Below are 26457 nucleotides of genomic sequence, written 5' to 3'. Positions count from 1 at the left end.
CATCATCGACGCACTCGATGGAGCCAGTACCCTGGCGCACGGTGCTGGTGAGCGACCGCGAGCACGTGAACGACGTCCGCGGTGGCGCAAGCCGCGCCGTCCTCACAGGCCCAGATCGCGCTCGATGCGATCGACCACATCGTCAACGTCGGCGCCTGGCGACTGCCCGGACAGCGCTCGACACGCCCTTTGCTCGATCTCCTCGAGCCAGGCCGCCTCGTCGCGAGCATCGGGCGGCGAGAGCGAATCCATGAGCTCCAGCGCAAGCGTCGCTCGCTCTCGTTCATCGAGCTCGAGCGCTTCCTGGAGGAGCTTTCGGGCGGTGCTCATACCCTGGAAGGTAGCACGCTAACGGCCAGCGGAGGGAGCGGCAGGAGGCGCCCCCGGGCGCCGCGCAGGGTCGAGCCCCGGTCACGCGCGCGACGAACTCCCCTCGTCGTCGCACCCGAGCGGCTCCGGCGGGCGCATCGCGGAGCGCCGCGCCGCCTGACAGCGCTCAGCCTGCGAGACGACCCCCTCTGCGCTCCCGGGTCCGCAGCGCATAATCGATGCCGCCACGCAGCGTGGCCTCTGTGACGAGGCCCTGCCAGTCCACACCGAGGTCGACGAGCATCCGTGCGATGGCCGGTTGAATGCCCGTGAGCACGACCCTCGCCCCGAGCAGCCTCACCGCACGAGCGGCTTGCAAGAGCACCTCCGCCACCCGGGCGTCGACCGATCTCACCCCCGTGATATCGATGATGGCGATGGTCGCCTGGTGCGCGCCGACCCCGGCGAGCAACGCCTCGATGATCCGGCTCGCCCGCTCGGGATCGATCGTGCCGATGAGCGGCATGACGAGCACCCCGTCGGCGATCGGCAAGAGCGGCGTCGCGAGCTCCCGGATGGTCGCCTGCTGCGCCGCGATGATCGCCTGCTGGGCCTCCTGGCGCTCGGCCTCCGCCTGCTTGAGGGCCGTGATGTCGATGGCCGCGCCCCCGACCGTCCCCTCCGGGATGCCGGGACCCTGGACGGGAAACTTGACGGAATAGAACAGCCTCAACCCTTCTGTAGGGTGAGGGACGATCTCCTCGAATCCCGTCGCGAGCCCGGTATTCCTCACCTGGTCGTCCGCGGCCTTCACCTGCGCGACGATGTCCTCCGGCAGGATGTCGTGGTCTCGCTTGCCAGGGACGCTGCGCGGTGCAACGCCCATGAACCGCTCGAACTGAGCGTTGGCCACGACGTACCTGCTGTCGCGATCCTTGGCGAACATCATGGCAGGCATGTGCTCGAGGAACGCCTGCAACAGCGCTTCGTTCTTTTGCAGCTCCACCTCGCGCCGCTCTCGCTCGGTGATGTCCTCGGCCGAGACGAGGACCTGATGCGCTTCACCGTCGTCGCCGCGCGCGAGGACCACGCAGCGCACGGCAAAGACGCGCCCGGCTCCTCCGGCGCCCTGCGCGCGCAGCGAGCACCCGATGGGCTCGCCGTCTCGCGCCGCCCTGAGCTGCTCCACGTAAACCGCTGACGCGCCGAGATCCTCGGGGTGGACGCGAGAGAGCAGGGTATCCCAGCCGAGCTCTTCCGTCGCTTCATCGCCGATCCCGAGCGCCCGGACGAACGCGCGATTGCAGGCGACGATTCGCCTGTCCCTGAGATCGAGGACACAGAGGAGGGTCGGCGCCACATCAAATATCCGCTCGACCAGCGCGCCCTCCGGCCCCTTTGCTCGCGCAGCTCTCGAGCTGCTCGAGACAGGCGTATCCTTCATGTGTCCGCTCCCTCCTCGTTCACATCTATCCGATTTTTGTGCTCGTGTGGCACGAGGATTCGGTGCCGCCCTGCGTGATCGGTGGAGCGGCGAGCGAGCTCGTGGCTCTCATCGCGGGCCACACGGCGGGGTGTTCCACCACACCTGACGGCTCGTTCCGACGCACGCGACGGCCGGTCCGAGCGACATGACGCACCGTTCCGACGGGGGTGACGGTCCGTACGCGGCGCTCGCGGTACCGGACGACGTCCTGGATCTTTCGAGGTCCGGTGCGATTCGAGCGAAGGACGACCGACCTCGCCAGCATTCACCAGGTAACAGCCGAGCGGTGGCGCAGGATCGCGCCGGGCCTCGAGATCCAGACGGCTGGAGTTGTCGGGACAGCGTCGTTTTCCAGTTCTCAGGGGCCTTCAGGGGCTGCTGGGCCCTACGTCGTGCGACCCGATAGGCCCCGAGCGCGGCTGTTCATCCTCGAGACGCTTCGTGTCTCGCACGCAGGGAGAGCCGATCCATGAGACAGTCATATCTTGCTTTGACGAAGTTTGCTTGTGTTGCCGCAGTGGCCCTTGCCTCCGCGGCCTGCGGCAGCGGCGACGGCGCCCACCCCGATCCGGATCTCGACATCGACAGCTCCGACAAGGGGGCCCTGCTGCACCACGCGGACGCCGAGGCGAGCGGGAGCTGCCAGCTGCCCGACGGTCCACGCACGGTGCATCAGATGAAGGGGCCGCCCGGGAGCCTGCAAGGCGGCTGCGTCCCCACGTGGACCCAGGAGCAGCTGAACGACGGGTTCACCGAGATCCGCGACCGGCGGATGATCACCTTGCCAGAGGACCCCGATTTCGATCGGCGGATCCCCTGGCTCGCGGCCGACAACGGGTGCGAGGACCGGGCCGAGGCAGCGAGCTATTACTTGAAGAGCTGGAACTACCCGACGCCCTACTATGCCAGGGTCCTCGTGAAGCTGCCCAAGCGGCTCATCCTCAGGACGGACAACGAGCCGAGCGGAGCGGTGCGCTGGGTTCATCACGTCGCGCCCGTGGTCCGCGTCGGTGGACGGCTCATGATCCTCGACCCCGCCGTCGAGCCGAAGAAGCCTCTCCCGATCGAGGAGTGGCTCCCCCGGTTCAGCGTCGCCGGAGAGTTCGACGTGGCGTTGTGCCGCGACCACGCCGTCGGGGACGGGTGCTTCGACGCCGCGCCCGTGGAGCCATCGCCGCCCCACATCGGGTCCAACGCCGGATTGCACATGCGGCTGACGGCGGAATGGGGAGTTCAGGAGATCCTCGGACGTGATCCGTACCGGGTCCTCGGCGACTGCCCGCCGTGGGTCGAATGCGAAGCCGAGCCCACGCCCGATGTGCATCGCCCGCCGACCATCCGGCATTTCAGGACGGACCGGCTGGAGAGCTCCGTCTTCTTCCCCATCTACGTCATCGGGGACAACTTCGTCGAAGGCGTGACGACCGTGCGCGTCACCGGAAACGGCGTCGACGAGAGCGTCCCTATCGAATCCTACACCCTGCGCAGCCTCTTGCTCGCATACGGGTATGACCCCGGCGAGTATCAGGTGACGGCGGCCAACGGAGCGCACGTCAGCCAGCCCGTGGTCATGACGATCTCCGAGTTCTGACCAGGCACGTGCACCTCGCCTTGTGCACACGCCGGCGCCTCGCCCTCAGGCAGCGCAGCGCAGCAGGATCTTCCCGTGAACAGCGCGCGCCCGCAGCGCCTCGAGGAGCAGATCGATAGGGTTCACCCCGGCGAACGCGACGCGCACGTGCCCGCGTGGGGTCGAGATCCCGGCGTCGCGGTGCGCAGTCAGCAGCATCGTGACGGTCGCGCCAGGGCAGAAGTGACGGCGGCCCTGCGTAGGGAAGGGTGGTTCTGCCGGTGGGCGGAGCTCAATCCTTATTCCTTCGAGGGGAGCGCGTAAGAATGCGATCGACGTTCTGGGCTTGTGTGGTGGGGATGTGCCTTTCTTGTGGTTTCTCGGGGCTCGGCTGCGGTGGCGACGACGACGGGGCGACGCCGGGCGGCCCGGCGGGGTCGGAGGAGGGCGGGGGAGATGGCGAGGCGTCCTGCTCCGGGCTCGACACGTCGGCCCTCGTCAGCGAGCTCTCGCCGGCGGAGGTCGAGCAGGCGTGCAGGGGATATCGCCGCTGCAGCGCCGAGAGGGTGACCCCGGAGCACGTGTGTCGCATGATGGGCGTGCTCGGCGCGATGTACGGGGACGAGCCCGGGACGGACGACGCCGGGCTGCGGGCGCGCTGTTCCGAGCGCTTCGAGGAGTGCATGGCCGATACGGATCAGGCGGAATCGATGATCGAGCAGGCCATCGCGACGCTCGAGGCGGAGCCCTGCGGGACGCCGACGCAGTGCACGGCCACGATCGCCGAGATCGACGCGTGCGCCGCCGAATTTCGCGCGTATTCGTACAACGTGCTCCCCGAGTGCAGCGCGCTCACCATGGACTTCTACGAGCAGACCGACCGGGGTGCCTACTTGCTCGAGGGGCCCTGCGGCAAGCTCAGCACTGGCTGCTTCCCGCTCTTCACGACGCCGAGGGAGGAGATCGAGTGACCGGCAGCCCCGCGTCTCACCCCCTCACCCCGTGAGCGCGTCGAGGGCCGACAGCAGGGGCGCGGCCCTCTCGCGGTCGATCATCTGCACGTACGCGATCCTGCCCCGCACGTGCGCCTCGAAGTCCGGCACGCCGTGCCGGTTCTGGGCGGCGAGGCCGGTCTTCTTCGCCCCGTGGAGGATCGCGCGCAGGCGGCGCACCTCCTCGCGCGGCGCCGAGGGCTTGTCGTTGACCACGACGCCCGTCACCACCTGCCGACCGCCCGCGCGCTGGATACGGCCCTTCTCCGGGTGGATGGCAAAGCCCTCCTCCTCGACGATATGACGGACGCGGGCGAGCAGCATCGCGATGTCGCCGCGCTTGCCCGGGGGCGCCGAGAAGGTGAGGTCGTCCGCGTAGCGCGTGTAGGTGAAGCCCGCGCGGGCGCACATGCCGGCGAGGCGCCGATCGAGCTTCCGCGCGATCTGGTTCGAGAGGGCCGGGCTCGTGCAGGCGCCCTGCGGAAGCGCGCGATCGCCGACCGCGACCCAGAAGCGCTGCCCGTCATACTCGACCGGGCGCCGCGGCGGCTCGGTGCAGAGCAGGGCGAGGAGCGTGGCCACCGCCGGGGAGTAGCCGAGCCGATGGAAGACGCCGCGCACCCGCGGGAACGTGATGGTCGGGAAGAACTCGGACAGGTCGAGGTTGACGACCACGTCACGACGCGTGTGCGGGCGCGCGTTGGTGACCGTGGAGCGCCCCTTCACGAAGCCGTGCGCGGGCTCCTCGACGGGCAGCTTCTCCAGGATCTCGCGCAGGACCCACGCCTGCGCAGCCGCCAAAGAGGCGTGGGGCGCCGCGAGCTGCCTCGTCCCGCCCGAGCGCTTCGGGACGTCGAAGTACACGTAGTGAGGGCGCTCGACGGCCTCGCCATGAAAGGAGAGCCAGCGCAGGCGGGGGACGGCGACGCCGAGGGCGCGGGCGAGGTCGGCCGGGGTGGACAGCACGGGCAACCCGCGCTCGACGAGCGATTCGACGAGCGAGCGCCGGTCGGCGAGGCCCGCCGAGACGTCGGGGCCGAGGTAAATGATGTCCTCGGCCCGGCGGCGCGCCACCGCCTCGGCGCGCTGCCGCTTGCGCTCGGCGCTCTGGCGCCGCTTCTCCTCCCTGCGGGCGAGCTTCTCGCGCTTGAGCCGCTCGATCGCCTCGTCGGCCGAGCGCGCCGCGGCGGCGCCGGCGAGCCGCGCGGCGTCCTGGTGCGTGAGCCACAGATCGCCGACGCGGTGGATCTCGGCGATCTGCGCCTCGGTGAGCAGGCCGCGCAGGATGAGGCCCCGATCGATGAGCGCGGTGCGCTCGTCGCTCTGCGGCGGGATCGTGTCCACGCGGCCGATCCAGGCCGTCCTGTACGGGTTGATCTCGAGCGCGCGCCTGCGCAGCTCGTCTGCGGAGAGGCCGAGGATCCCGCGGGCGTCGTACGGGTCCGCGGGGCGCGGCGTCGCGCCCACCGCCGCGGCGCGGGGCTGCCCGGCGCGGGCGGCCGGCCGCACGGCGGCCGCGGGCCCGGCCGGCGCTCGCTCGCCCGGCTCGGCCCCGCCCAGGCCGAGCATCGTCTTCAGCTTGTCCCAGAAGCCCATTCGACCGTTCCGCTGGCCAGCCCCCGGTCCAGCCCTCCAAGGAAGCCCGCCCGCCCGACTACTTGCTCGTGACCACGCCCGATCACCCAGGCGCCGAGCACCTGTGCGGTTCCAGGACCGTCAGGTCCCTCTGGGTGGAACCGCACAGGTGCTAAAGGCGCCCAAAGAACATCGGGGGTGGGGATGCATGGAAGAACAACCTCCACCACGGCGGAGCGCCGCAGCATGTTGGGCTCGAGCGGACGGACCTCCTTGCAGGACTGGACACTCAGGTCTGGGGTGAACCTCACTTTGTCGATCGCCTGGCGACGAGCCACGCGAGGCCCACCACCGCGGCGGGGCTCGCCTTGAACTGATCGGCGACGCGCCGGATCTCGGCCAGCACGGCCGCGTGGACCGCCAGCGTCCTCACGACCGGCGTGTGGAGCTCGCGCGCGCGGAGCGCCCGCTCCGCCTCCGGCCCGCCGAGCGCGAGGGCCTCGGCCCAGGAGCGGCAGCCCTGGATGCGCTCGAACGCGAGGTCCCACGACGCCTCGACGACCTCCGCGAGGCCCGCCCGCCGGGCGGCCGCGGCGCGCTCGATCTCACCGAGGAGCTCCGCGGGGAACGGCACCGCCTCGCCGCGCGGGGCGGCCGTCGTCGCCCGCGGGCCGCCCGGCGTGGCCTCCGCCGGCTCCGGCGGCTGCAGCGAGGGCCCCGCGTCACCGCGGCCGGACAGGTGGAGCTTGACCGCGAGCAGGTGCCGGCACGGGCCGGCGCGCAGCCGGTTCTTGTAGAAGTACGAGCAGCTGCACTTCGCCTTCTTGATCGCGCCGTCGGCGTCGAGGAGCAGCTCGCAGCTCGTCGCCTTGGCCCTCGCCACGACGACGCGGCGGCCGCCGGAGAGGGCCTCGTCCCGCGCGATCTCCACGCCGCCCAGGGCGATGCGGCGGCCCTCCGCGAGCTCCGGGGGCTCGGGGCCGAGGAGCGCGTCGGAGAGGGCGACCGGCATCACCGGACGGCAGCGATAACATTCCGCGGCGTGGTCGTAAACCACCTGCCCCTGCTTCGCGGCGAGGTGCAGCGCGCCGCGAAGCGCGTCGTCCGGCGCGCCCAGCGACACGGCGAGCTCGCCGTGGGACGCGCGCCGGACCCTTTCCAGGTGGCGCACGACCCGGTCCGCCAGCTGCGCGTCCGGGGTGAAGGCGTCCGCCATGACGTCGAGGTGGGAGCCCGAGGTCCAGTCGTTCGCCGTCCAGCCCGAGAGCGCGAGGGTGAAGCGCATCTCGCCCATGGTGACGATCCACAGGCTCGGCAGCCCGGAGCCGAGCAGCCGCACCTCGATGCGGTCGGCGAGCGGCAGGAGCCGCGCGAGCGCGGAGAGACGGCGCCTCCCCCACACCTTGATCTCCTCGGTCGCCCCCGCGTCCCTCGGCGCACCGGAGCGGTACGGGCCGGACCCACCCGCGCCCTGCCGGGGCCCCGCGGCCACGGGAACGTCGTCGCAGGTGACGCCGCGGCACGGGATGGAGACGCCCCAGGGGTCGAGCACGAGGATCGGCGCCTTGCCCGGCGTGAGCTGGAAGCGCAGGCTGCGCGGGCCCGTGCGCTCGCGGTGCCGATCGAGGTGCGCGAGGAGCGAGTAGGCCGCCTCCACGGGGACGTCGACCTTGCGGCTCGGGAGGCACATCGCCGCCTGGAGCTGGCCGAAGCCGCGCAACCACGAGGGCGGGAGGTCGATCTTCTCCTCGCGGTAGTCGCCGCGGCCGTCGACCGCGACCTCGAAGCCGGTCGGATCGACGAGGAGCCGCGTCGGCCGGTAGCTGCGGAGCGTCTGGAAGTGATCGTAGAGCGCGAGCGAGTAGTCGACGTTCGTCGTGCCGAGGCCGGCGTCCTGCGCGCCCCGGAAGGCGTCGCGATCGACCGAGAGGCAGCCGTAGCTCGACTCGTCCTTGGAGAAACACTCGAAGAAGACGACATCGGGCGCGACGGTCACGACCGGATCGCAGGGGACGAGGTGGCGGAAGAGCTCCGGGTCGTTCCGCGCGAGCTCCGTCGCCCAGCGGACGCGCGCGCCCCAGTAGACCTTGTGCATCGCCCGGAAGTCGGCCTCGAGGTTCGGCGGCAGCGGCACCTTCGCGAGGCGCGCGAGCTCGGCCTTCATGGCCTCGCCGTGGATCTCCTGGCGGAGCCGGGCCTCGCGCTCGGCCTCCTGCTGCTTCCACGCCTCGTGGGCGGAGCGATCCTTCGGCCGGCGCCGCAGATCGCCCACGACGACGTCGTGGAGCGCGCTGATCGCCTCGCGGAAGCGCACCGGCCGCGCGAGCTCGCCGTCGAAGAAGACCCTGGGGCGCGCGAGGTTGGGCGCGAAGCTGAGCGCGGCGCCGCCGCCGAGCTCCTTGACGCCGCTCTTGCCGAGGTAGCGGAGATCGAAGCTCACGCCGCGTCCTCCCCCTCGAACAGCCGGAGCTCGGGGAGCCTGCGCGCGATGGCGTCACGGAGCGCGGGGGCGCGGAACGCGGCGCGGGCGAGGGCGCCGAGGGCGGCGCGCCGCTCGGGCGGGCGCACGCTGCGGAGCGCGACGCCGAGCAGCGGCAAGAGCGCGTCGGCCTCGCCAGGCCGGGCGACCACGCGGTCCGCGATCTGCCTGACGACCGCGCGCTTGTCGCGCGCGCCGCCGTGGACGGCGAGCAGCGCGGCCGCCCACACGTGCCGCAGCGCCTCGGGCGCGAGGGCCGCTTTGCGCGCGGTGAGGTGCCGGATCAGGAAGGCGCGGGCGTCGGTGTGGGGCGTCTCGGCCAGCGCGGCCCACAGGCCGGTGTCGTCGCGGAAGCGGGGGTCGGCCTCGAGGAGCTCGAGCGCGCGGGCGCGGACGTCCTCGTGGCGGGAGTCGAGGAGATCGCGCACGTGCTCGGCCCGGCCGTGGGGCGAGCGCCCGAGCACCTCGATGAGCCACGCGACCGCTTCCTCCCGGACGCGGGGGGCGCCTGTGGTCGCGAGGCGCGCGATCGTGTCGAGATCGGCGGCGGTCTCGACGGGCTTCGTCCTCGCCCAGCGGAGGCCGAGCTCCGCGACCGGCGCGGCGCGCGCGCGGGCGAGGTCCACGCACTCGGCAAGCGAGAGCCGCGCCGGCGAGACGTGCTCGACCACCGCCTCGCAGAGGAAGGCGAGCGCCGCGGCGTTCTCGGTCTGGAGCAGCGAGAGCCAGTCCGCGATCGGCAGGCTCCCGAGGCCCGGGATCTGCCGGAGCAGGCTGGCGGCGAGCGTCTGGACCTCGTCGTGCGGGCTCTCGAGGAGCGCGCGCACACGAGCGAGGGGCAGGCCGCGGAGCTCGGCGGCGTAGGCGCGGCCGAGGAGCCCGACGGCGAACGCCCGGACCGTGCGGCTCCTCGCGGCCGTGACCAGGTCGAGCACCTCTTCGAAGGCGCCCTGCCACGCCTCGGGGTAGAGCGGCGCGGGCTCGAGATCGGCGAGGGCGGCGCCCTCGGCGAGGCGAACGCCGCGCGGGAGGCGATCGAGGACGGGCGAGCCCCAGTAGAGCGCGTGGAGCAGCCCCCAGGCGTCGAGCAGGCGCTCGGGCCTGTCGAGGTGCTCGTCGCGGTACAGCGCGAGCGCAGCGCGGATCGCGCGGCCGTAGCGGGCGGCGTCGCGCCGGCCGAGCCGCCGGAAGTAGCGGAACGCGCGGCGCCGCAGGTAGTGGCGCGTCCGCACCGAGAAGCGGGGCGACTCGACGTCGCCCGGGGGGAGGCGGCCGGGCGCGAGGGTGTCGTTCACGAGGCAGGGCTCGTCGCGGGACGTCCTGGTCTGCCAGTCGTAGCGGGGCACCTTGACCAGCTTGCGGCGAACGAGGCGGTCGAAGGCGACCATGAAATGGCCGACGACCTCGTCGTCTCCTGCCTGCTCGGCGAGTTTGTAAAGGACCTTGACGAGCGCGCGGTGGTGCGGTCGGTCGCAGCCGTCGTCGATGTAGCGGAGCAGCGCGCGCCGCGCGAACGGGCGCCCGTCCGCGTACCAGCGCGGGGCGAGCGCCTTCAGCTTCCGGCCCGCCTCCGACACGAGCACCTCGTCGACGAACCGGTCGTCGCCTGCCTCGAAGTGCTCGTCGAGGAGGAGCGTCGACGCTGTCTGAGATCGCGCGGCGCTCATGCGCGGCGGATGCTACGAAACCGGCGCCGGGCCGGTCAAGCGGGGCGCCGCCGCGGGGCGCCGCCACAACGCCGGCCGGCTGCGGCTACGCCAGCCTGCTGCGGCTCTCCGTAGGCCGCGCCAGCCCTTCGGCGAACGCCCGCGCGGAGATGTAGGGCACACTCACCCGGCCGGCCCAAGAGAGGGTGTCCCAGAGGTCACGACCAACGCCGGCGCTCGTGACGAGGCCGCGGAGAGGTCACGACCCATCACGGAGGATCTTTTCGGGCCGGGAACAGGTTCCGATCAAAAGAAATGGATCATTTCATACAAATGAGTTGGTCTCGACCAGGCCATCGGCTCAAGCGCAGCCTTCGCGCCTGGTCGAGACCACGCGGGGGCATCGAAACGAGCGCCCGGCAGGGCCGAGACCCCTCGGCGGCGTCGCGCCAGCCGCTCTAGCGGATCGGGGCGCCGTGGCAGGCGCCTGCTGCGCGGGCTTTTCCGCGGGCTTCGCGCCCCTCCGGTCTGCCAAAATAGGTGCGCGCGTCCCGGTCAACGGACTGGATGCTCCGCAGATCGATGAGGATGGGACACGGGCGCCCCTGAACGAGCTTCGTCAGGGCCTCCACGTCCTCCCGCGCATCTGCGATGCGTGTACTCGGCAGAGGGCTTGACGTCATGGCGAATGATCCGCCTCGAATCGAGCCGTATCGCCGCGCAACGAGTCACGATACCGTCATCCACGCTCACGCGTCACCTCTCTCGTCCTTCAGGGTACCTGCGGCGAAACCGCGAGCCTCGCGAACGGCCACCTGCGCGCCCAGCACCTCATCCCAGGATGACGTCGTATCGCTTAACACGTCTTAACAGCGGTCGCGCTCAGCCTGCGCTATTCACGCCGCGGGGGGAAACCTCGCTTCCTGGAGAACCTCATGATCGAGAAGAGCACCCTGTCCATGCATACCCACCCTCGTCGTCCGTCACGCGCTGCTTGGACGCGCGTCGGCGCGGCGCTGTTGCTCCTCGGAGCCGTCGGCGCCGCCGCCTGCACCTCCGGCGTCGACGTGGAGGAGGAGCCCCTCGGGGAGGCGATCCTGCTCGGGAGTTACGATCTGACGAGCAGCTACACGGGCACCATCGGGGATACCCGCGGCTGGCTCATCGAGTGGGAGGTCCCCGCGCTCCTGAACGAGTCCACGGCCTGGACCGTGGTGGGCCAGTGGTACTACAACCTCGAGTCCGGCATCTACCACAGCCCGGACGGGTGGTTCGTCTACTACTTCGGCGATGACAACGGGGTCACGGGGAATCACTCGAGCTGCAATAACCAGTGGGGCTCGGGGGGCACCTGCGGCGGCTCGCTCGGCGACCTGCAGCCCGGGCAGCAGGTCGTCTTCAAGTACGAGTGGTGCACGCCCGAGCGCGTCGCGAGCGTGACCGGCACCCAGCTCTGCCTCTATGTCGACATGAAGGACGGCGCCGGCTGGCAGTTCCTCGCCCAGGACGCGCGCACCACCGTCGAGATGTACACGCACGACGTCGAGCATTTCCGCGACGTCGGCACGCAGTACACCGAGCCGCAGATCTCCTGCTCGGCGCCCATCAAGATGGTTCGCCAGCAGCTGAAGACGACCTCGGGCGTCTGGCAGAACATGTCGGGCGCGAGCACCTGGTCGTTCCACGACAAGCCTCCTTACGTCTACCAGAACAAGAACCTCAGCGCGTCGCCGTCGACCTGGGAGACCTGCAAGACCTGCAACAGCTTGCCCGCGTGGGCGTCAGGGCAGGTGTACACGCCTTCGACCCTGGTCACCAACGGCGGCCGCATCTGGTTGGCGAACCAGCAGATCTGGTGGTCGGACCCGGTCTGCCCGCCCAGCAGCCCGGCCTCCTGGTGCCCGGCCGCGTGGACCGACCTCGGCGCCTGCAACTACTGATCGCGGCACCCGCTCCCCACGACGCGCACCGGAGGCCACCGCCAGGAGCTTGCCTGTCGTCCCGGCTTCCAGCGCGCGTGGTCCCGTCGAGCGGCGATGGCCGCGGCCTCCATTCTTCCCGTCAATAACGCCAGACCGAGCTCGACAGTCGATGCTCGAGGAGCTGCGTCCGAGCGGCTTCGAGCCTCGTGACGCCTGGTCACGCGCAGCCGAAAAACGGCAATGGCCTTTGCCTCCTCGGCCTGCGGCGGCGACGAGGGTTCCGATTCCGGACCGGGTCTCGACGTCGAGCGCTCGGCTGTAGGCGCGCCGCTCCAGGGGAGCAACGAGAGCTGCCCGGAGGGCCCACACTCGTTCAACGAGCTCAAGGGCTCGCTCGAGGACCTGCCGGTCGACTGCGTTCCCAGCTGGACCGAGGCGCAGCTGAGCGATGGGTTCGAGGCGATCCGCGACACGCGCTTGCAGGCGCTCGCCTTGCCGGAACAACCCGACTTTCCGCGGCGGATCCCCTGGCTGGAGCCCGAGAACGGCTGCGAGGAGCGGGCCCCGGCGGCGGTCTACATCCTCCACGAGTCGGAGTACCCGACGCCCTGGTATGCTCGAGTCCAGTCCAGGGAGAACGCGGGGTTGACCCTGGTGACCGAGAACGAGCCGGACGGGTCGGTGTCGTGGAGCCACCATGTCGCGCCGGTGGTCCGGGTGGGCGGCGGCTATCGGCCGTGGGCCGAGCTTCTGCGCCGCACGTTTGCGCTCGATGTCCTCGAGTGCCCAGCCTGCAAGGGCAGGATGAAGCTCGTCGCCATCCCCCAACACGCGAGCCTAGGTAGACGCAAGCGGAAGGTATCGACGGCTCCGCCCAAGACGTGTTTGCCAGCCGGTAGAGGGCGACGGCGCCGAGCTCGCTAATGCGCGTTCCGGTCCACCGCCGCGACGGGTCGCGCTTGGTCCACCGATGTATGGCCAGCGAGGACGTAATGTGGTCCAGATCAGCGTTGACGCCGCCTCTCCGGTGGGAGGAGCATCCGGAATCAGGGGGAGGCATGGGGCACGGGCTGAGGGGGAGGGCGAGCGCGCTCGTGCTGTGCGGCTGTGCCTGTGCGCTCGTCAGTAGTGTTCCGGCGCCGGCACAGGCACTCGAGTTCAGCGGCGGCGTGAGCGTGGGCGGGATCCAGGTCGGGATCGAGCCCAGGCTTGCGGTGAGTCCCTTCGCCGGGTGGCTCTGGCGCAGCGAGGGGAACTTCCGGCTCGAAGTCCACAACATGCTCAGCATCGTTCCAGGGGCAGGCGTAGGGGTCCACGATCGAACGGCCGTCACTCTTGGGTACGCCACGAAGACAACCACCGTCAGCCTCGGGCCGTCCCTGGCGATCTACTCGATGCCGGTGTGTGGTGCCGTGATCTGCGACCACGTGGTGGGGGTTGCTCCAGGCGGCCGCGCGCAGTCCGACTGGTACTTCGCCGGGCCCTTGGGCGTATCCACCAGCGTCCATGTGGACTGGGCTGGCGGCAGTAGTCGCGTTCTTCCTGGAAGTCTGGTCGTCATGGTGACCACTGGGCCCATTTGGAAACTTGAGGTAAAGTCGAGATGAACAGGCTATTTTTGTGCTCTGCTTCGGTCTCACGGCGTGCAATTACGACGTAGGTGAGTGCTATGTCCGGGGTGAGGGAAACGAAGGCGCCGGCGGCAGCATCATCACACCGACAGGAGGGGTTGGAGGCTTCGGGTGGTATGTGCCACTGGAGCCGCAAGATCACACGGGCTTCGATGCGGATCCGTGCTCGCAAACCGTGGAATGCACGGTCACGTGGAAGGCGGGGTCGGCTGTTTGCAGTAACCAGGGCGCGGCCGGTAGCTGCACAACGCGGTACCAGGGCGAGCACGCGAGTTTGGACGAAGCCAAGGATCGATGTGAGGAAGCCTCTGGGGTTCACAACGGCTCCGGTGCGCAGTCGTGCGACTCGTGCCGGTGGGCGACAGGCTCAAGCTCGTCCGACTGCAAAGAGGCATGCAAGGAAAAGTGCGATCAGATATTGGAACTCTGCCGCAAAAACTGCCCAAGGGGGAACAAGAGCTGTCTGAACGAGTGTTCCCAGAAATATAGCCGGTGTCTCATAGACTGTGATAGGAGGTGTAGGTGATGATCGAGCTGACGTTCAAGTTGACCCCGGAAGACGGCGAGCCGCGCGACATCGTGGTTCGCATCCACGAGCCGACCCGAAACCCCCCGGAAGAAGAGTGGCCTTGGGACGTCGCTGTGGACATCGATGGGCGCCGCACTGCCACATACGGGGTGGATCCTCTCGATGCGGTCGAGAACGGAGCCCGGCATGCCGCGATCGTGTTGCGCGGGGTCCATGGCGATGCGCTCGATCCGCCCCTTGAGCCGCGAATGAAGGAGGGCCAATGAGCGACGTGCGGACGCGCCGAGTCTACCCATCGCTGGAACCGAGGCGTACTCGGCTTCAGCTCCCGGGGTGTTGCTCGAAGACGGACGGCTCGCTCGGCTGTGAGGGATAGCGTTACACTCTGAAATCGCCGGTTCCCGACCGATACGCTCGGCGAGCGCCGTGAAGAAGCGAACGCGCTGGTGGCATTCGAGCAGCAGGCCGATGAGCCCGTCTTGCCGTGGACGAGAGCCGAGGGTCATGAGCCTGATGAATCCTCCTTGGGCCCTCGGCGCGCGACCTCGTCGAGGATCTCGTCGGCGAGGAGCGACTCGCACACGGGAAACAAGTCCCGCTCTTCGAAGCGCACGTGCTCGGCGAGCTCTGCCCCGAACGCCCGAGCGGCGCTCGCGTCGCCCGCCGACGCCGACGTGGCCGCGCGTCGCAGGCGGGCGTGGTCGCGTTCAACGCGTTCGCTGAGGTCGAGCCGGCCCGCGGCGCGCAGCGCGGGCAGGAGGACCTGCTCCTCCACGAGAAAGTGAGGCTCGAGCTGCCGATCGAACTGCTCGCGGAGGCGTGCGCCGTCCGACGTCGACCAGGCGTCGATCTGCCGCTCGATGACGCGGGCCAGGACGAGGGCGTGGTGATGCTCGGAGGACAGACCGCGGAGCCGCCGATCGCGCTTCATGACGGCTCCGGTCCCTGCAGCGCGCCGCCGTCCATTCCGGAGCAGGGCCCGTATTCGTCGAGGAGGCTCTGGCTCTGCTCGACGACGTCGAGCGGGACCGCGTAGGTCTCCGGGCACGCGGGACACGACACCTCGAGCGACAGGTGGTGGGCAAACTGGGTCGAGAGCACAGGCGACTCCTTTCACGGGACGCTTTCACGGGACGCTTTCACGGGATGCTTTCACCGGATGCTGAGGCAGGAGACGCGCCATCAGCTCGCGCTGTACTCGCGCAGCTTGCGCCAGAGCGTGTTGCGCCCGACCCCCAGCACGCGCGCGGCTTCCGCTTGAGAGCCGCCACAAGCATCGAGAACGCGGAGGATGTGCTCTCGCTCGACCTCCGCGAGCGACTGAAGCGCGGCGGGCGCGCGAGGTGGGGGCGGCGCCGTGAGCAGCTCCTCCGGGAGGTCCTCGGCGTCGATCGACTCGCCGGTCGCGAGCGCCGCGCCGTGCTTCACGGCGTTCTGCAGCTCGCGCACGTTGCCCGGCCAGGGGTGGCGAAGGAGCACGGCTTGCGCGGCGTCGGTGAAGCCATGCGCCCTGGTGCGCTCCTCGCCCAGCATGCGGCACGCGAGCGGGAGGATGTCGTCTCGCCGCTCACGGAGGGGCGGAACCTGCACGGAGAGAACCTTGAGGCGGTAGTAGAGATCTTCCCGGAAGGCACCCCCTCGCACGCGCTGCAGGAGATCTCGGTGCGTCGCGCAGACGATGCGGACGTCGCTCTCGAAGGCCTGGTTCTCGCCGACGCGCCGGATCTCGCCGTCCTGCAGAGCGCGCAGCAGCTTGGCCTGCTGCGGCAGAGGCAGCTCGGCCACCTCGTCGAGGAAGAGCGTTCCCTTGCTCGCCGCCTCGAACAGCCCGCGCCGAATTTGCGTGGCGCCGGTGAAGGCTCCCTTGCCGTGCCCGAAGAGCTCGGACTCGAGGAGCTCGGCCGGCAAGGCCGCGACGTTGACCGGAACGAAGGGGCCGGACGCGCGCGGTGAGTTCGCGTGCAGCATCCGCGCGACAACCTCCTTGCCGGTACCCGTCTCGCCCAGGATAGCGACCGGCGCCTCGCTCGTCGCGAAGCGCGCCACCCGTCGAAACACGGTCTGCATCGCGGCGCTACGGGCGACAACGTCGGTCGCCCCGGACAGGCGCGGTGCGAGCGGGATCAGGCCGCAAACCTCGCAGCTCTGCGGGCACGGGTGTTCCATGTGTTCCATTCTGGAACGCGCCACGGCAAGAGGCAAGCCAGGCAGCGATTTCGAGCGCGAAACCACGCGGATTCGTGCGCGATGGATCGCCGGCACGCGCCCTGCTTGTACGGACGACAGGAGGTCCACCGTGCTGAGCCCCACCCAACCCGTCGCCAACATCGTCCTTGATCACTCCGAGTGCGCCCAGGTCTTCCAGCAGCACCGCATCGACTTCTGCTGCCGTGGAGAGCTCAGCCTCGAGCAAGCCGCCAAGGAGCGCGGAGTCGAGCTCACCGCGCTCCTGGGGCAGCTCGAGCGAGCCATCGCGGAACGGCGAGGCGACACGCCGGGCCCGATGCGCGAAGTCTCGACGCCCGCTCTCATCGATCACATCGTGGGCAAGCACCACGCGTATCTGCGAGAGGCGCTGCCCTTCGTGCGACCGCTCGCGGCGAAGGTCGCGCGGGTTCACGGGGAGCACAACCCGAAGTTGCGCGCCCTCGACGGCGCCGTGGGCGAGCTCTCGGAGACCCTGCTCGCGCACCTCGACGACGAGGAGGCGAACCTGTTTCCGGCGCTCCGTTCGGCGGGCGCCAACGTCGATCCGGAGACAACACGGGCCCTCGCGGCGATGCGCGACGAGCACCTCGGGGTGGCGAAGCTCCTCGGGACCATTCGTGATGCGAGCGACGATTTCGCGCTCCCCGACTGGGCCTGTGGCAGTTATCGCGCGCTGTTCGGCGAGCTTCAGGCGATCGAGCGGGACGTCTTTCAGCACGTTCACCTCGAGAACCACCTCCTCGCGCCGCGCTTCGGTCACGGTCAGGACGCTGTTGACGCTCAGGCTGGCTGAGGGTCCGCCGAGCAGGCCCACGGGTCGAGTGCCCAGCCTGCAAGGGCAGGATGACGCTCGTCGCCAGGGTGACCGAGCCACGCAGCAGCAGCGCCGCCACCACGGTCATTTTACACGGGTTCGCAGGGCTGTGTCAGGGGTGGCCAATCGCGACACTCAAGTCGTGATACGGCCGCCCGTGTCCCTGGTCCCGCCTGGGGTTCCCGGGTTTGCTGGTGCAGGTACGTCGATTGCTTATGCATGCCGGCATGAGGCTCCTCGGGAGAGTGTCGACGCTCGTCGCCTTGGGTCTGCTGCTCGGCGGGACGACCGGGTGCCTATACCCTGGCGAATGTGGTGATGGGTTGTCGCTGGCGCCCGGGGAAGCCGCACCGGGCGGGATCGACCCGGTCCCCGCCCTCGCCGCGCTGATGCCGCAGACCCTGCCGCTCCGCTGGGTGCGGATCGACCAGACCACCACGCTCAAGCTGACGACGGCGACAACGAACAAGCCGAGTTATGCCGAGTTCGAGTGCGACGACACGCTGACAGGCTACAGCGTCCCGGCGACGATCCTGCTCGAGACCACCGACGGCCGGCTGAGCGTCAGCGCGGAGACCAGGCTCGGCGTCGACGTGAACGGCGCGCTGTACCGGCCTCAGACCGTTGGCGCCTCGGTGCCGGCATCGGTCTTCGCCGATGCCGGCGTCGCCTCCCCGGAGATCCTCGATCCCGTGAACAACAGCGGAATCAGATGGGTAAGCGTGAAGTTTGAGCTCGTGGCTGCCGGCGCGGGTGTCGCCTATGCCAACGGGTCGATGGTTCTGACGAGCGGCGACGCCGTCACGCTCGCCGTCGTGGAGGTCTCGCCGTGACGTGGCGCTCTGCGATCGCGCTGGCTGCGCTGCTCCAGGCCGGCTGCCTGGTGACGCGAGACGACGACGAGTCGTGCAAGCATGAATGGTCCCGCCCGCTGGAGCCAGGTGAGCAGGTCAACGGCCACGATCCGGTCGAGCTGCTCGCCCCCTACGCCGGAAACTGGCACGGCACCGTCACCTGGCGCGACGGCCAGGTCACGGACATCGACATCGACATCTCGTCCGACCCACCCAGCCCGCTGAGTGCCTACATGTTCTGCGACCGCGTCGGACAGGTGTCCACCCATCGGACAGCGGTCATATCGACCGCCGACGGCGCGCTGGATGACTCGGCGCTGCTGTTCGCTCGCGTGTTTCCCCAGGCCACGCCCACCCGGAGCGAGGCCGAGCTGTCTCGGCTCATAAGTCCGTTCGGGCCGCCCGCCTCCACCATCGTCGATCGCGACCGCTATCAGGACGGCCACATCCTCATCGAGTTCATCTGGAACACGCCGACCTCGCCTGCCGCGGGCCGGCTCCTGTTCGTCGGCCAGCTGAAGGGCACCACCCTCTCGGACCGAATCGAGCTGGGCACGATCGTCTTCTGATCGCGCGCCGGCCAGACACCGGCTGGAGGTGGCGCGGGGCTCGAGCGAGAAAGGCGACGACGATCCCGGGCTGCTCGCGGCCGCCGACGCCCAGCCCGACGAGGCCCTCCGCCGCGAGGCGCGCGGCGGCTGAGCCTCACTTGATGGTTCCGACGAGACGGAAGCCGACGCCTCGGGCCACCGAATCCGACGGTGGGTAATTCTGGCTGGCCGCTCGCAGCTGAAAACGCGAGCCCGCGGCGTTGCTGCCTCGGGCCACGCGGAGATCCGGCGCGTCGGTCCTCAGGGCGATCTCCGTGGCAGGGTTCGTCACTGGACCCTCGACCTCGCGAAAGACGGGTCGATCGCTGGTCCATTCGACGACGTTGCCGAGCATGTCGAACAAGAGCCAGCGGTTGGGCCGCTTCGTCCCCACGGGGTGCGTACACCCTCCCGCGTTCACGTCATACCATGCGATGGGCTCGAGGCTCGGCTCGGGGTCGTAGCGCGCATCCGGATTCGTTCCGGTGATGTCACCTCCGTAGTAGGCCGTTCTTGTCCCCGCGCGCGCGGCGTACTCCCATTCTGCCTCCGTTGGCAAGCGATAGCCCTCGCACTCGTAGACGCTCGTCGCGCCGCCCGTGAGGTCCACGCGACCGCAACTCACGCCACGGCCCAGCTCGCCTTGACATTCGGAGAGCTCGAAGCAGGGCGCGAGCGGCGGCTCGTGACGTGCGGAGAGCAGGTTCGCGAAGAGCAGGGCTTCGAACCACGTCGCATAGCGAAGCGGGCACTCGTCATCCTCGCAGGTCACGGTACCATCCTGGACCTTCTCCGGCTTCTCTGGCATGACGCTGACGAGCTCCGACCACTGCTTGCGCGTCAGCTCGAACTGCCCGATCTCGAACCCGCGCTCGAGCGTGACCGCCCTTGGAATCTCGGTGCGCTCACCACGCCAGAGCTCGCTCTCTGGCGAGCCCATGATGAAGCAGCCCGGTGGAATGCGACACCAACCCTTCGCGCACTCAGCCACGACCGCCGGGTGCCGACACACGGATCCATCGGCGGAGGCTACTTCCCAGCCAGCCACCTCCGGACCGACCGGATCCATGTTGCTGGCCGGCACGACGGAGGGCTCCTGGCGCTCCGCCTCGGGCTGGCAGCCGAGGGGTACGATCAGGAGAGCCCAGAGAGCGACACCGATCGCGCACGTCATCGAACCGCTTGTATTCATGGCTCCTCGCTGACCCCGAAGTCCAGCGTCGGGCCGAGCATGCCGAGGACCACGGTGGTCTTGCGTGTTATATAATTTTATCTAACCGTTTTATACACCCATCTAATACGCAGGGCCAGCGGCCCGCGATCGCCTGGATTTCGAGTGGCACGCGCCGTGCGACACGCAGCAACGACGGACCGACGGAAACGACGGAGACCGACAGAGACCGACGGACCCCACCGTGAACGAGCGTCGCGGCGCGGGCCGGACGGCTCGACCCCTCACCGGAGATCTTGCCATGGAGCGAAGCTACAACGTCATCCCCACGGACTCGGGCGTGCCCATCAAGGCGTGGACGGTCGGCGTGCCGTTCGAGTCCGCCGCGGAGGCGCAGCTCAAGAACCTCGCCGCGCTGCCGTTCATCCACAAGTGGATCGCCGTGATGCCCGACGCGCACCAGGGCATCGGCGCGACCGTGGGGAGCGTGGTCGCGACGAGCGGCGCGGTCATCCCGGCGGCGGTGGGCGTCGACATCGGCTGCGGGATGATGGCGGCGCGCACGAGCCTCTCCGCGTCGCGGCTGCCGGATGCGCTGCGCGGGCTCCGGTCGGCCATCGAGGGCGCCGTGCCGCACGGCCGCACCGACAACGGCGGGAAGAACGACCGCGGCGCGTGGCGCTCGCCGCCCCCCGCCCAGGTCGCGGCGTGGGCCGAGCTCGAGCCGCGGTACCGGCAGATCGTCGAGAAGCACCCGCGCATCGGGCGCGGCTATGCCATCGAGCACCTCGGCACGCTCGGGACCGGCAACCACTTCATCGAGCTCTGCCTCGACGAGGAGGACCGCGTCTGGGTCATGCTGCACAGCGGGTCGCGCGGCGTCGGCAACCGGGTCGGGAGCTACTTCATCGAGCTCGCCAGGCAGGAGATGAGGCGCTTCTTCATCCACCTGCCCGACGACGACCTCGCGTACCTGCCGGACGGGACGAGGCACTTCCACGACTACATGCAGGCCGTGTCGTGGGCGCAGGACTTCGCGGCGGTGAACCGCGAGCTGATGATGGCGCAGGTGATCGAGGCGCTCCGTGGCTCGGGCGAGCTGCCGCCCTTCGACGCGACCGTGGAGGCGGTGAACTGCCACCACAACTACGTGGCGCGCGAGCACCACTACGGGAAGGACGTCCTCGTGACCCGCAAGGGCGCCGTCCGCGCGCAGGCGGGCGATCTCGGGATCATCCCGGGCAGCATGGGCGCACGCTCGTTCATCGTCCGCGGGCTCGGCAACCCGGAGAGCTTCTGCAGCTCGAGCCACGGCGCGGGCCGCGTAATGTCGCGGGGCGAGGCGCGCCGCCGCTTCTCCGTGGCGGACCACGAGGCCGCGACCGCAGGCGTCGAGTGCCGCAAGGACGAGGACGTGATCGACGAGACGCCGGCGGCTTACAAGCCGATCGACGACGTGATGCGGGCGCAGAAGGATCTCGTCGAGATCGTCCACACCCTGCGGCAGGTCGTCTGCGTGAAGGGGTGAGCCGCGCGCCCCGGCGCCGTGATATCCCGCTGGACCGCAATGGCTCCGCGGGCTCTTGCCGCCTTCGCCGAGCGCGCTCGCGTACGACAAGCCGCTGCCAGCCGACGAAGAGCTGCTGGTCGGGCCGCCGGAGCTGGTGGTGGTGGTGTCATCCTCATCCGTTGTGATGCCGCCATCGCTGGGGCCGCACGCGACGAACAGAGGGAGGAGGGCGGTCAGGGGGAGAAGTTGGATCGGAACGACATCCTGGGACGCCCATTCCCAGCGGACGGCGGTTCGATCACGCCGATCGCTGGGAATCGCATCGCTGGAGTGGGATCACTACTCCAGCACTGTCTCCATATCCCAGTCGATCCACATGTCTTTCCATTCGCTGACCGGCTGTTGAACGCCATTGTCCAGGATGTTCATCACGTCCGTGTTTGCGCTGGCATTGCCGTCGAATGCTCGCTTGAACATTTCGCCTGCGAGGGCGGTTTGAGAGCCCGATGCGCCGCAGTGGTTTGCGCTGTACATCTGAAAACCCATGCGCTCTGGAACGCCGAGCGCATTCCATACCGGTTTTGCGGCCCATGCGGAGAGCGCCTCACAGGTTCCACCCAGGTGACACCATGCGTTCGTGCCATTGGCATTTGTGAAGTGCACCAGATGCCGTGGAGCGATAGTCGCCAGGAGCATATGCGTATCAAAGGGGAGGTTGTATACCTTCGAGGGGTCGCTTCGGAGCCAACGGGCCGCACCGGTCACCCAGGGGCCGCAGATGCCGCTGTCTTCGAGGTTGTCGATGCTCTGAGGTTTGGCATCTGAGCACTGCCAAGTAGCACCACCCTCACCGTGCCTGAACCACTCTGCCTGACGCAAGTTGGCTACACCACCGCCGCCCGATTCCACGATAACAACCACCGGTACACGACTGAAGACACCCGCCAGGTAAGCACCTTTTCCACACCCGGAGCATCCCGACACCATCATCTTTGTGGGATCATGTCCGCCGCCCGGGTTCTGTTCCAACACGTCCATCACCCGGTCAATCATCCATCCGTTGGCGATGTTGGTGTTGAGCTCGGACAAGCCGAAAAGATTTCTTATCTTCCCTTCAAAGCCGCTTCCGAACGATAGCGTCTTGCTGCCCGATGGAAAGATCCCACCCGACAACTTGAGAGCGATTACCTCGCCGGATCCACTGATGCTCGCCGAGAAGCTCTCTGTTTTTCCGCCTGCCTTGGCGGTGATTGAAACGGTACCTCCGGATACGGTTCCGGTCACTTCATCCGGTTCGGAGGGAACTGGACCGTAAAGGTACTTGGCTGCCATCGCCAGGATTTCCTTGCGGCGGCACTCCCACTGCTCTTTGGTAGTGACCTTCGTTCCGTTGAAGAACGTAAACGGATCCGGGAGTTTCTGGTTTACCTCGGTCAGACCGTTCGGCTCAGGCAAAGTGGGCAGGGTACACGTGAAGCCGCCGCCGCCAGTCCCGCTAGTCCCGCTAGCCCCGCCAGTCGGGGAGCCGCCCGTGCCGGATCCACCCGTCGGACCACCGCCGCCCGTGCTGGCGACTCCGCTGGTCGCGGAAGCACCGCTGGTCGCGGAGCCTCCACCCGTGGTGACCCCCCCGCTCCCGCTCGATGTCCCGCCGCCTGTGCCAGCCTCTCCCCCGGTACCGCCGGATCCTATTTCCGAAGAGCAGCCAGGGAAGTTCAAGAGGGCGAGGACGGGAATCGCGAGAGCGGCTAATTTGCGCGAGGCACGAGAACGGACAGGCATGAAGGCCTCCATGTTTCGAGTGCAGTGCCGGAATGCGACACGCGGTGCATGACACGTAGTACGTGACACGCGAAAAAATCGAAATACTTATAGCAGACGATAGTGAAGTCTGTGCGGTTTTTGCGTTGGTGACGCTGTTTTCGTGACGCGTGCGAATTTGCGCTGTGACTATGCCAATGGCACGTGAACGAGAAGTTTCCGGGCGCGGTGCGATTCGTTCGCCGTCAAGCCGAGGACCCGTAAACTGAGCTATGAGAACGGCGCTCCCGAGGCTTGGGGGAGCAAGGCCCGGATTTGGCTATGCGCTCCGCGCGAGCACGAACTCTTCGCTTCCTCGCTGTGTTCTCTGCAGTCGCCTGCGGCGGGCGGACGTCGCTCGATGAGGAGAATTTCTTCCCGGACGACGCCTCCGGTCCAGCCGGGTCCGGAGGGAAGCGCCTCGGAGCCGGTGGTCTCTCCGCGCCGGGGGGCTCGACCCCGACCAGCGTCGTGTCCCCGCCGCCCGTCGGGTCCGAGCCGCCGGCGCCCGCACCGCTCGTCGAGGAGCCGCCCGTTCCCGAGGTCACGCCACGGGTGCTACCGCCGCCGGTGCCGGCCGCGGACGACGTGGTGCCAGCCGACGAAGAGCCGCTGGTCGGGCTGCCGGTGCTGGTGGTGTCATCCTCATCGACTGTGATGCCGCCATCGCCGGGGCCGCACGCGACGAACAGGGGGAGGAGGGCCGTTAGGGGGAGAGGTTTGGAGAAGGTTGGCCGGAACGACATCACCAGACACCCATTCCCAGCGGAGGGCGCTTCGATCACGCTCATCGCTGGGAATCGTACGACCGGAGCGGGCAGCATTTGGTTAGGATGCAAATGTTCAACAAAGTTGTAGTCGATGGGATCCATCCGGATCGTCTCCGGGAACACCTCGCGAAAGCTCGCACCTGCGGGACATCCGAGGAAACGACACTTTTTAGGAGGACTTTTTTCGTCGCGCCGCCGACCTCGACGGGACCCTGGTGGATGGGGAGCGCCGCATGCGCCACGCTCGTTTCGGTTCGTGTTCTCCCTCGGTGCGACAGCGTACGCGGCGAGCGGGCCGGCCACGGAGGCCGCGTCTCCGGCGGTCGAGGCCCGCTCCGGATCCGCGTGGTACATCGATGCCCACGGGAACGCGAAGCCATCGGGCACGGGCGGCACCGCGCCCTCGGACCTCGACCTTCAGGACGACGTCATCGAGGTCCGTTGCCGCCTCTCCACGAAGGGCGAGTACTACGGATGCAGGCGGCTGCGCGGGCCCCGCTCGGCCGAGGATGACGTCTTCGCGGCGCTGAAGCAGATGCGCGCAGAGCCGGTCATGAGCAACGGAGCGCCCGTCGAGGTCTGGCGAACGCTCACCTTTCGCCGGGGATTCCGGATGAACTGACCATCGCAGGTCGATCCCGGCGTCGATCGCTACGTGGGCTGTGTAGGTGCCAGTGTGATCGTGCGAATCCAGGGTAAATGACGCTCTCATGAGCTCACCCACCCCCGGAGGGTCCGCAATCGGCGTCACCCGGGTTGCACCATGTGTCTTTTGTGGTTCAGTTTCCTCTCCCTTATCGAGCCGCTTGACTGAAGAGCTGCTTAACAATAATCGAAAGGAAACCGACGTTGAACTTGACGAATCTCGGCGCCAGAGCCTGCGTCGTTGGCGCGATCTCGCTGCTTGGATGGGCCGGCTGCGCCTCCCCCGATCCCCAGGGCACGGACCTCGAGGGCGAAATCGCCGGTGAGGTGGGAGAGGCCGTTCAACCCCTCTCGACTGTAACCTTCCGCTCCAGCTCGACAGCGACGGCGAAGAACGTGACCTCGCTGGCCGTCGCGAGGCCGGCGGGCGTCGTGCAAGGCGATGTCCTGATCGCGCGCATCGCCAACCGGGACCACGTGGAGGCGGTGATCGCTCCGCCGGCGGGATGGACGCTGCTCCGCTCGGATCAGAGCGCGTCCGCCATCAAGTCATGGGTCCTCTGGAAGGTGGCGACCAGCGCGGAGCCCGCGAGCTACTCCTTCGGCTTCGACGTCTCTGCCTACGTGGCGGGGAGCATCGTGGCGTTCAGCGGCGCCGATCCCGCGAACCCGATCGACGCGGTGAGCGGCCAGAAGAACGGCAACTCGGCGACCCTGGCCGCGCCCGCGGTCACCACGACGGCGGCGAACGGCGTCGCGGTCTGGTTCGGCACGCAGGTCTGGGCGGGCTCGGCCTGCCCGGCGAGCCCGATCCAGCCGCCCTCGGGCTTCACCGAGCCCTTGGACACGTGCCTCCTCTCGTCGTCCACGGGTCTCCTGTTCGACGCGGCGTACGCGCAGCTCGGCGCTGCGGGCGCGCAGCCGGCGTGGAGCGGCACCTCTCCGTTCCCCAACACGAACACCGCGCAGGTCATCACGCTGAGGCCGGCCGGCGCCCCGAGCTGCTCCGCGGGCGATACGTTCGCGAGCACCTACACCACGCTCGGGAAGCTGGCCTCGACCGACATCGTCGAGATGTCCGGGCTCGCCGCGAGCCGCGTCAACCCGGGCATCCTGTACGCGCACAGCGAGAACAACGCGAACTTCGTGGCGATCAACAAGACCAACGCCGCCCTGGTCGTCGGGAACTACGTCGCCGGCGTGCTCCCCTGGGACTGGGAGGACATCGCGACCGGCCCGTGCCCCGCGGGGAGCTGCATCTTCATGGCAGACATCGGCAAGAAGAGCGGGCATCCGCCGCCCGAGCCGACGACCTTCGCCGTGTACCGCATGCGGGAGCCGAACCTCGCCGCGGGTGAGACGAGCGGCACGGTGTCTGGCGACAGGTTCCCCTTCCAGTATCCGGACACGCCGCAGAACGCGGAGGCGCTCATGGTGCACCCGACGACGGGGGACATCTACGTCGTCACGAAGGACGGCACCACAGGGCTCAGCAAGGCGTACAAGTTCCCCGAGCCGCTTCCGGCGCCCAACACCATGTCCACGCTGATTCACGTGGCAGACCTCCAGATCCCCCTGGGCGCGGACGAGGACGCCCGGTCGGTCACCGCCGGGACCATCCATCCGTGCGCCAACCGCTTCCTGCTGCGCACCTACCGGGCCGTCTACGAGTACCGAGCGCCTGCCGGAGGGAGCTTCGAGTCAGCCTTTGCGGCGTCGCCCGTCGCGCTCACCGACACGGCGGAGGGGCAGGGCGAGTCCATCGAATACGATGCGGACGGCTCCGGATATTTCACGATGACCGAAAGAGAAACTGCGCCGTACGCGCTGAAGCGCGTCGCTCGCCAGTAGGACGAGACGGAGGACCACACCGCGGACCACTCGGCCGCTCCTCGGCCGAGATCCGCTGGAACGGCCCTTTCCTCCACGCAGTGTACCGCGATCGGCGGCCAGCGA

Annotated in this window: 24 protein-coding genes; 12 read left to right on the top strand and 12 right to left on the bottom strand. The window is 68.9% G+C overall.

Features of this window, described 5'->3' with window-relative positions; genetic code table 11:
- Positions 1-102: 102 nt before the first annotated feature.
- Together WMF36_RS35990 and WMF36_RS35985 are read right to left on the bottom strand one after the other, a co-directional pair.
- Positions 103-330 (bottom strand): addiction module protein, encoded by a 228-nt coding sequence (locus tag WMF36_RS35990; RefSeq protein ID WP_437480338.1) that lies wholly within the window; start codon positions 328-330, stop codon positions 103-105.
- A 166-nt stretch (positions 331-496) separates the two neighbouring features.
- Positions 497-1753, bottom strand: a complete 1257-nt coding sequence (locus WMF36_RS35985; RefSeq protein ID WP_437575336.1) for a PAS domain-containing protein — start codon at positions 1751-1753, stop codon at positions 497-499.
- Positions 1754-2312: 559 nt separating this feature from the next.
- Here WMF36_RS35985 and WMF36_RS35980 point away from each other — a divergent pair.
- On the top strand, positions 2313-3386 hold the full coding sequence (locus WMF36_RS35980) for a protein-glutamine glutaminase family protein (RefSeq protein ID WP_437575335.1): 1074 nt from the start codon (positions 2313-2315) through the stop codon (positions 3384-3386).
- Between the two features lie 45 nt (positions 3387-3431).
- Here WMF36_RS35980 and WMF36_RS35975 read toward each other — a convergent pair whose 3' ends face one another.
- Positions 3432-3584, bottom strand: coding sequence for a hypothetical protein (locus WMF36_RS35975; RefSeq protein ID WP_437575334.1), 153 nt, complete (start codon positions 3582-3584; stop codon positions 3432-3434).
- Between the two features lie 107 nt (positions 3585-3691).
- On the opposite strand from WMF36_RS35975, the gene WMF36_RS35970 reads away from it, so the two are divergent.
- Positions 3692-4336 carry a hypothetical protein gene (locus WMF36_RS35970; protein WP_437575333.1) on the top strand — a complete coding sequence of 215 codons (645 nt, stop codon included), beginning with the start codon at positions 3692-3694 and terminating at the stop codon, positions 4334-4336.
- 24 nt (positions 4337-4360) lie between these two features.
- Here the strand turns inward: WMF36_RS35970 and WMF36_RS35965 are convergent, their stop codons facing one another.
- The 4 genes from WMF36_RS35965 to WMF36_RS35950 form a co-directional block, all read right to left on the bottom strand.
- A complete protein-coding gene (locus tag WMF36_RS35965) occupies positions 4361-5953 on the bottom strand; it encodes a reverse transcriptase family protein (protein WP_437575332.1) in 1593 nt (530 codons plus the stop codon).
- A 286-nt stretch (positions 5954-6239) separates the two neighbouring features.
- Positions 6240-8372 (bottom strand): SWIM zinc finger family protein, encoded by a 2133-nt coding sequence (locus WMF36_RS35960; RefSeq protein ID WP_437575331.1) that lies wholly within the window; start codon positions 8370-8372, stop codon positions 6240-6242.
- On the bottom strand, positions 8369-10078 hold the full coding sequence (locus tag WMF36_RS35955; RefSeq protein WP_437575330.1) for a hypothetical protein: 1710 nt from the start codon (positions 10076-10078) through the stop codon (positions 8369-8371). The genes WMF36_RS35960 and WMF36_RS35955 overlap by 4 nt, the downstream gene beginning before the upstream one ends.
- Positions 10079-10515: 437 nt before the next feature.
- The gene (locus tag WMF36_RS35950) at positions 10516-10740 is read right to left on the bottom strand and encodes a DUF7793 family protein (protein WP_437575329.1); all 225 of its coding nucleotides are present in this window, start codon (positions 10738-10740) and stop codon (positions 10516-10518) included.
- 252 nt (positions 10741-10992) lie between these two features.
- On the opposite strand from WMF36_RS35950, the gene WMF36_RS35945 reads away from it, so the two are divergent.
- The 4 genes from WMF36_RS35945 to WMF36_RS35930 all read left to right on the top strand — a co-directional run bounded on the left by WMF36_RS35945 (position 10993) and on the right by WMF36_RS35930 (position 14405).
- A complete protein-coding gene (locus WMF36_RS35945; protein ID WP_437575328.1) occupies positions 10993-11997 on the top strand; it encodes a hypothetical protein in 1005 nt (334 codons plus the stop codon).
- Between the two features lie 222 nt (positions 11998-12219).
- A complete protein-coding gene (locus tag WMF36_RS35940) occupies positions 12220-12903 on the top strand; it encodes a protein-glutamine glutaminase family protein (protein ID WP_437575327.1) in 684 nt (227 codons plus the stop codon).
- Between the two features lie 134 nt (positions 12904-13037).
- On the top strand, positions 13038-13586 hold the full coding sequence (locus WMF36_RS35935) for a hypothetical protein (protein ID WP_437575326.1): 549 nt from the start codon (positions 13038-13040) through the stop codon (positions 13584-13586).
- A 549-nt stretch (positions 13587-14135) separates the two neighbouring features.
- A complete protein-coding gene (locus tag WMF36_RS35930; RefSeq protein ID WP_437581996.1) occupies positions 14136-14405 on the top strand; it encodes a hypothetical protein in 270 nt (89 codons plus the stop codon).
- A 236-nt stretch (positions 14406-14641) separates the two neighbouring features.
- On the opposite strand, the gene WMF36_RS35925 is transcribed toward WMF36_RS35930, so the two are convergent.
- From WMF36_RS35925 to WMF36_RS35915, 3 genes are all read right to left on the bottom strand, one after another.
- Entirely contained in the window at positions 14642-15070 is a 429-nt protein-coding gene (locus tag WMF36_RS35925; RefSeq protein WP_437575325.1) for a hemerythrin domain-containing protein, read from the bottom strand.
- Entirely contained in the window at positions 15067-15240 is a 174-nt protein-coding gene (locus WMF36_RS35920) for a hypothetical protein (RefSeq protein ID WP_437575324.1), read from the bottom strand. The genes WMF36_RS35925 and WMF36_RS35920 overlap by 4 nt, the downstream gene beginning before the upstream one ends.
- Before the next feature lie 81 nt (positions 15241-15321).
- Positions 15322-16305: a sigma-54 interaction domain-containing protein gene (locus WMF36_RS35915; protein ID WP_437575323.1), complete on the bottom strand. Its 984-nt coding sequence runs from the start codon at positions 16303-16305 to the stop codon at positions 15322-15324.
- Positions 16306-16435: 130 nt separating this feature from the next.
- On the opposite strand from WMF36_RS35915, the gene WMF36_RS35910 reads away from it, so the two are divergent.
- From WMF36_RS35910 to WMF36_RS35900, 3 genes are all read left to right on the top strand, one after another.
- Positions 16436-17140 carry a DUF542 domain-containing protein gene (locus WMF36_RS35910; protein ID WP_437575322.1) on the top strand — a complete coding sequence of 235 codons (705 nt, stop codon included), beginning with the start codon at positions 16436-16438 and terminating at the stop codon, positions 17138-17140.
- A 266-nt stretch (positions 17141-17406) separates the two neighbouring features.
- Complete coding sequence (locus WMF36_RS35905; protein ID WP_437575321.1) at positions 17407-17994, top strand: hypothetical protein; 588 nt, start codon at positions 17407-17409, stop codon at positions 17992-17994.
- Positions 17991-18584, top strand: a complete 594-nt coding sequence (locus WMF36_RS35900; RefSeq protein ID WP_437575320.1) for a hypothetical protein — start codon at positions 17991-17993, stop codon at positions 18582-18584. Before WMF36_RS35905 ends, WMF36_RS35900 begins: the two co-directional genes overlap by 4 nt.
- A 136-nt stretch (positions 18585-18720) precedes the next feature.
- On the opposite strand, the gene WMF36_RS35895 is transcribed toward WMF36_RS35900, so the two are convergent.
- A complete protein-coding gene (locus WMF36_RS35895) occupies positions 18721-19674 on the bottom strand; it encodes a formylglycine-generating enzyme family protein (protein WP_437581994.1) in 954 nt (317 codons plus the stop codon).
- A gap of 403 nt (positions 19675-20077) precedes the next feature.
- Here WMF36_RS35895 and WMF36_RS35890 point away from each other — a divergent pair, with 403 nt between their 5' ends.
- Positions 20078-21304, top strand: a complete 1227-nt coding sequence (locus tag WMF36_RS35890; protein ID WP_437575319.1) for an RtcB family protein — start codon at positions 20078-20080, stop codon at positions 21302-21304.
- Positions 21305-21625: 321 nt separating this feature from the next.
- On the opposite strand, the gene WMF36_RS35885 is transcribed toward WMF36_RS35890, so the two are convergent.
- Complete coding sequence (locus WMF36_RS35885; RefSeq protein ID WP_437575318.1) at positions 21626-22741, bottom strand: glucuronyl esterase domain-containing protein; 1116 nt, start codon at positions 22739-22741, stop codon at positions 21626-21628.
- Between the two features lie 1371 nt (positions 22742-24112).
- Here WMF36_RS35885 and WMF36_RS35880 point away from each other — a divergent pair.
- A complete protein-coding gene (locus WMF36_RS35880) occupies positions 24113-24478 on the top strand; it encodes a hypothetical protein (RefSeq protein ID WP_437575317.1) in 366 nt (121 codons plus the stop codon).
- Between the two features lie 227 nt (positions 24479-24705).
- Positions 24706-26352, top strand: coding sequence for a cell wall anchor protein (locus tag WMF36_RS35875; RefSeq protein WP_437575316.1), 1647 nt, complete (start codon positions 24706-24708; stop codon positions 26350-26352).
- Positions 26353-26457: the final 105 nt, after the last annotated feature.

The sequence above is a fragment of the Sorangium sp. So ce887 genome, from assembly GCF_051521455.1.
Taxonomy (GTDB): Bacteria; Myxococcota_A; Polyangia; order Polyangiales; family Polyangiaceae; genus Sorangium.
Note: the sequence above shows the minus strand (reverse complement) of the source record. Positions and strands in the feature narration are given on the sequence as shown.

Excerpts from the sequence above, each read along its gene's own strand:
- WMF36_RS35975 (WP_437575334.1), bottom strand. The coding sequence starts at position 3,584 with ATGCTGCTGACTGCGCACCGCGACGCCGGGATCTCGACCCCACGCGGG.
- WMF36_RS35890 (WP_437575319.1), top strand. The coding sequence starts at position 20,078 with ATGGAGCGAAGCTACAACGTCATCCCCACGGACTCGGGCGTGCCCATC.
- WMF36_RS35955 (WP_437575330.1), bottom strand. The coding sequence starts at position 10,078 with ATGAGCGCCGCGCGATCTCAGACAGCGTCGACGCTCCTCCTCGACGAG.
- WMF36_RS35945 (WP_437575328.1), top strand. The coding sequence starts at position 10,993 with ATGATCGAGAAGAGCACCCTGTCCATGCATACCCACCCTCGTCGTCCG.
- WMF36_RS35930 (WP_437581996.1), top strand. The coding sequence starts at position 14,136 with ATGATCGAGCTGACGTTCAAGTTGACCCCGGAAGACGGCGAGCCGCGC.
- WMF36_RS35990 (WP_437480338.1), bottom strand. The coding sequence starts at position 330 with ATGAGCACCGCCCGAAAGCTCCTCCAGGAAGCGCTCGAGCTCGATGAA.
- WMF36_RS35970 (WP_437575333.1), top strand. The coding sequence starts at position 3,692 with ATGCGATCGACGTTCTGGGCTTGTGTGGTGGGGATGTGCCTTTCTTGT.
- WMF36_RS35915 (WP_437575323.1), bottom strand. The coding sequence starts at position 16,305 with ATGGAACACCCGTGCCCGCAGAGCTGCGAGGTTTGCGGCCTGATCCCG.
- WMF36_RS35985 (WP_437575336.1), bottom strand. The coding sequence starts at position 1,753 with ATGAAGGATACGCCTGTCTCGAGCAGCTCGAGAGCTGCGCGAGCAAAG.
- WMF36_RS35925 (WP_437575325.1), bottom strand. The coding sequence starts at position 15,070 with ATGAAGCGCGATCGGCGGCTCCGCGGTCTGTCCTCCGAGCATCACCAC.
- WMF36_RS35950 (WP_437575329.1), bottom strand. The coding sequence starts at position 10,740 with ATGACGTCAAGCCCTCTGCCGAGTACACGCATCGCAGATGCGCGGGAG.
- WMF36_RS35965 (WP_437575332.1), bottom strand. The coding sequence starts at position 5,953 with ATGGGCTTCTGGGACAAGCTGAAGACGATGCTCGGCCTGGGCGGGGCC.
- WMF36_RS35940 (WP_437575327.1), top strand. The coding sequence starts at position 12,220 with ATGGCCTTTGCCTCCTCGGCCTGCGGCGGCGACGAGGGTTCCGATTCC.
- WMF36_RS35935 (WP_437575326.1), top strand. The coding sequence starts at position 13,038 with ATGGGGCACGGGCTGAGGGGGAGGGCGAGCGCGCTCGTGCTGTGCGGC.
- WMF36_RS35895 (WP_437581994.1), bottom strand. The coding sequence starts at position 19,674 with ATGGATCCGGTCGGTCCGGAGGTGGCTGGCTGGGAAGTAGCCTCCGCC.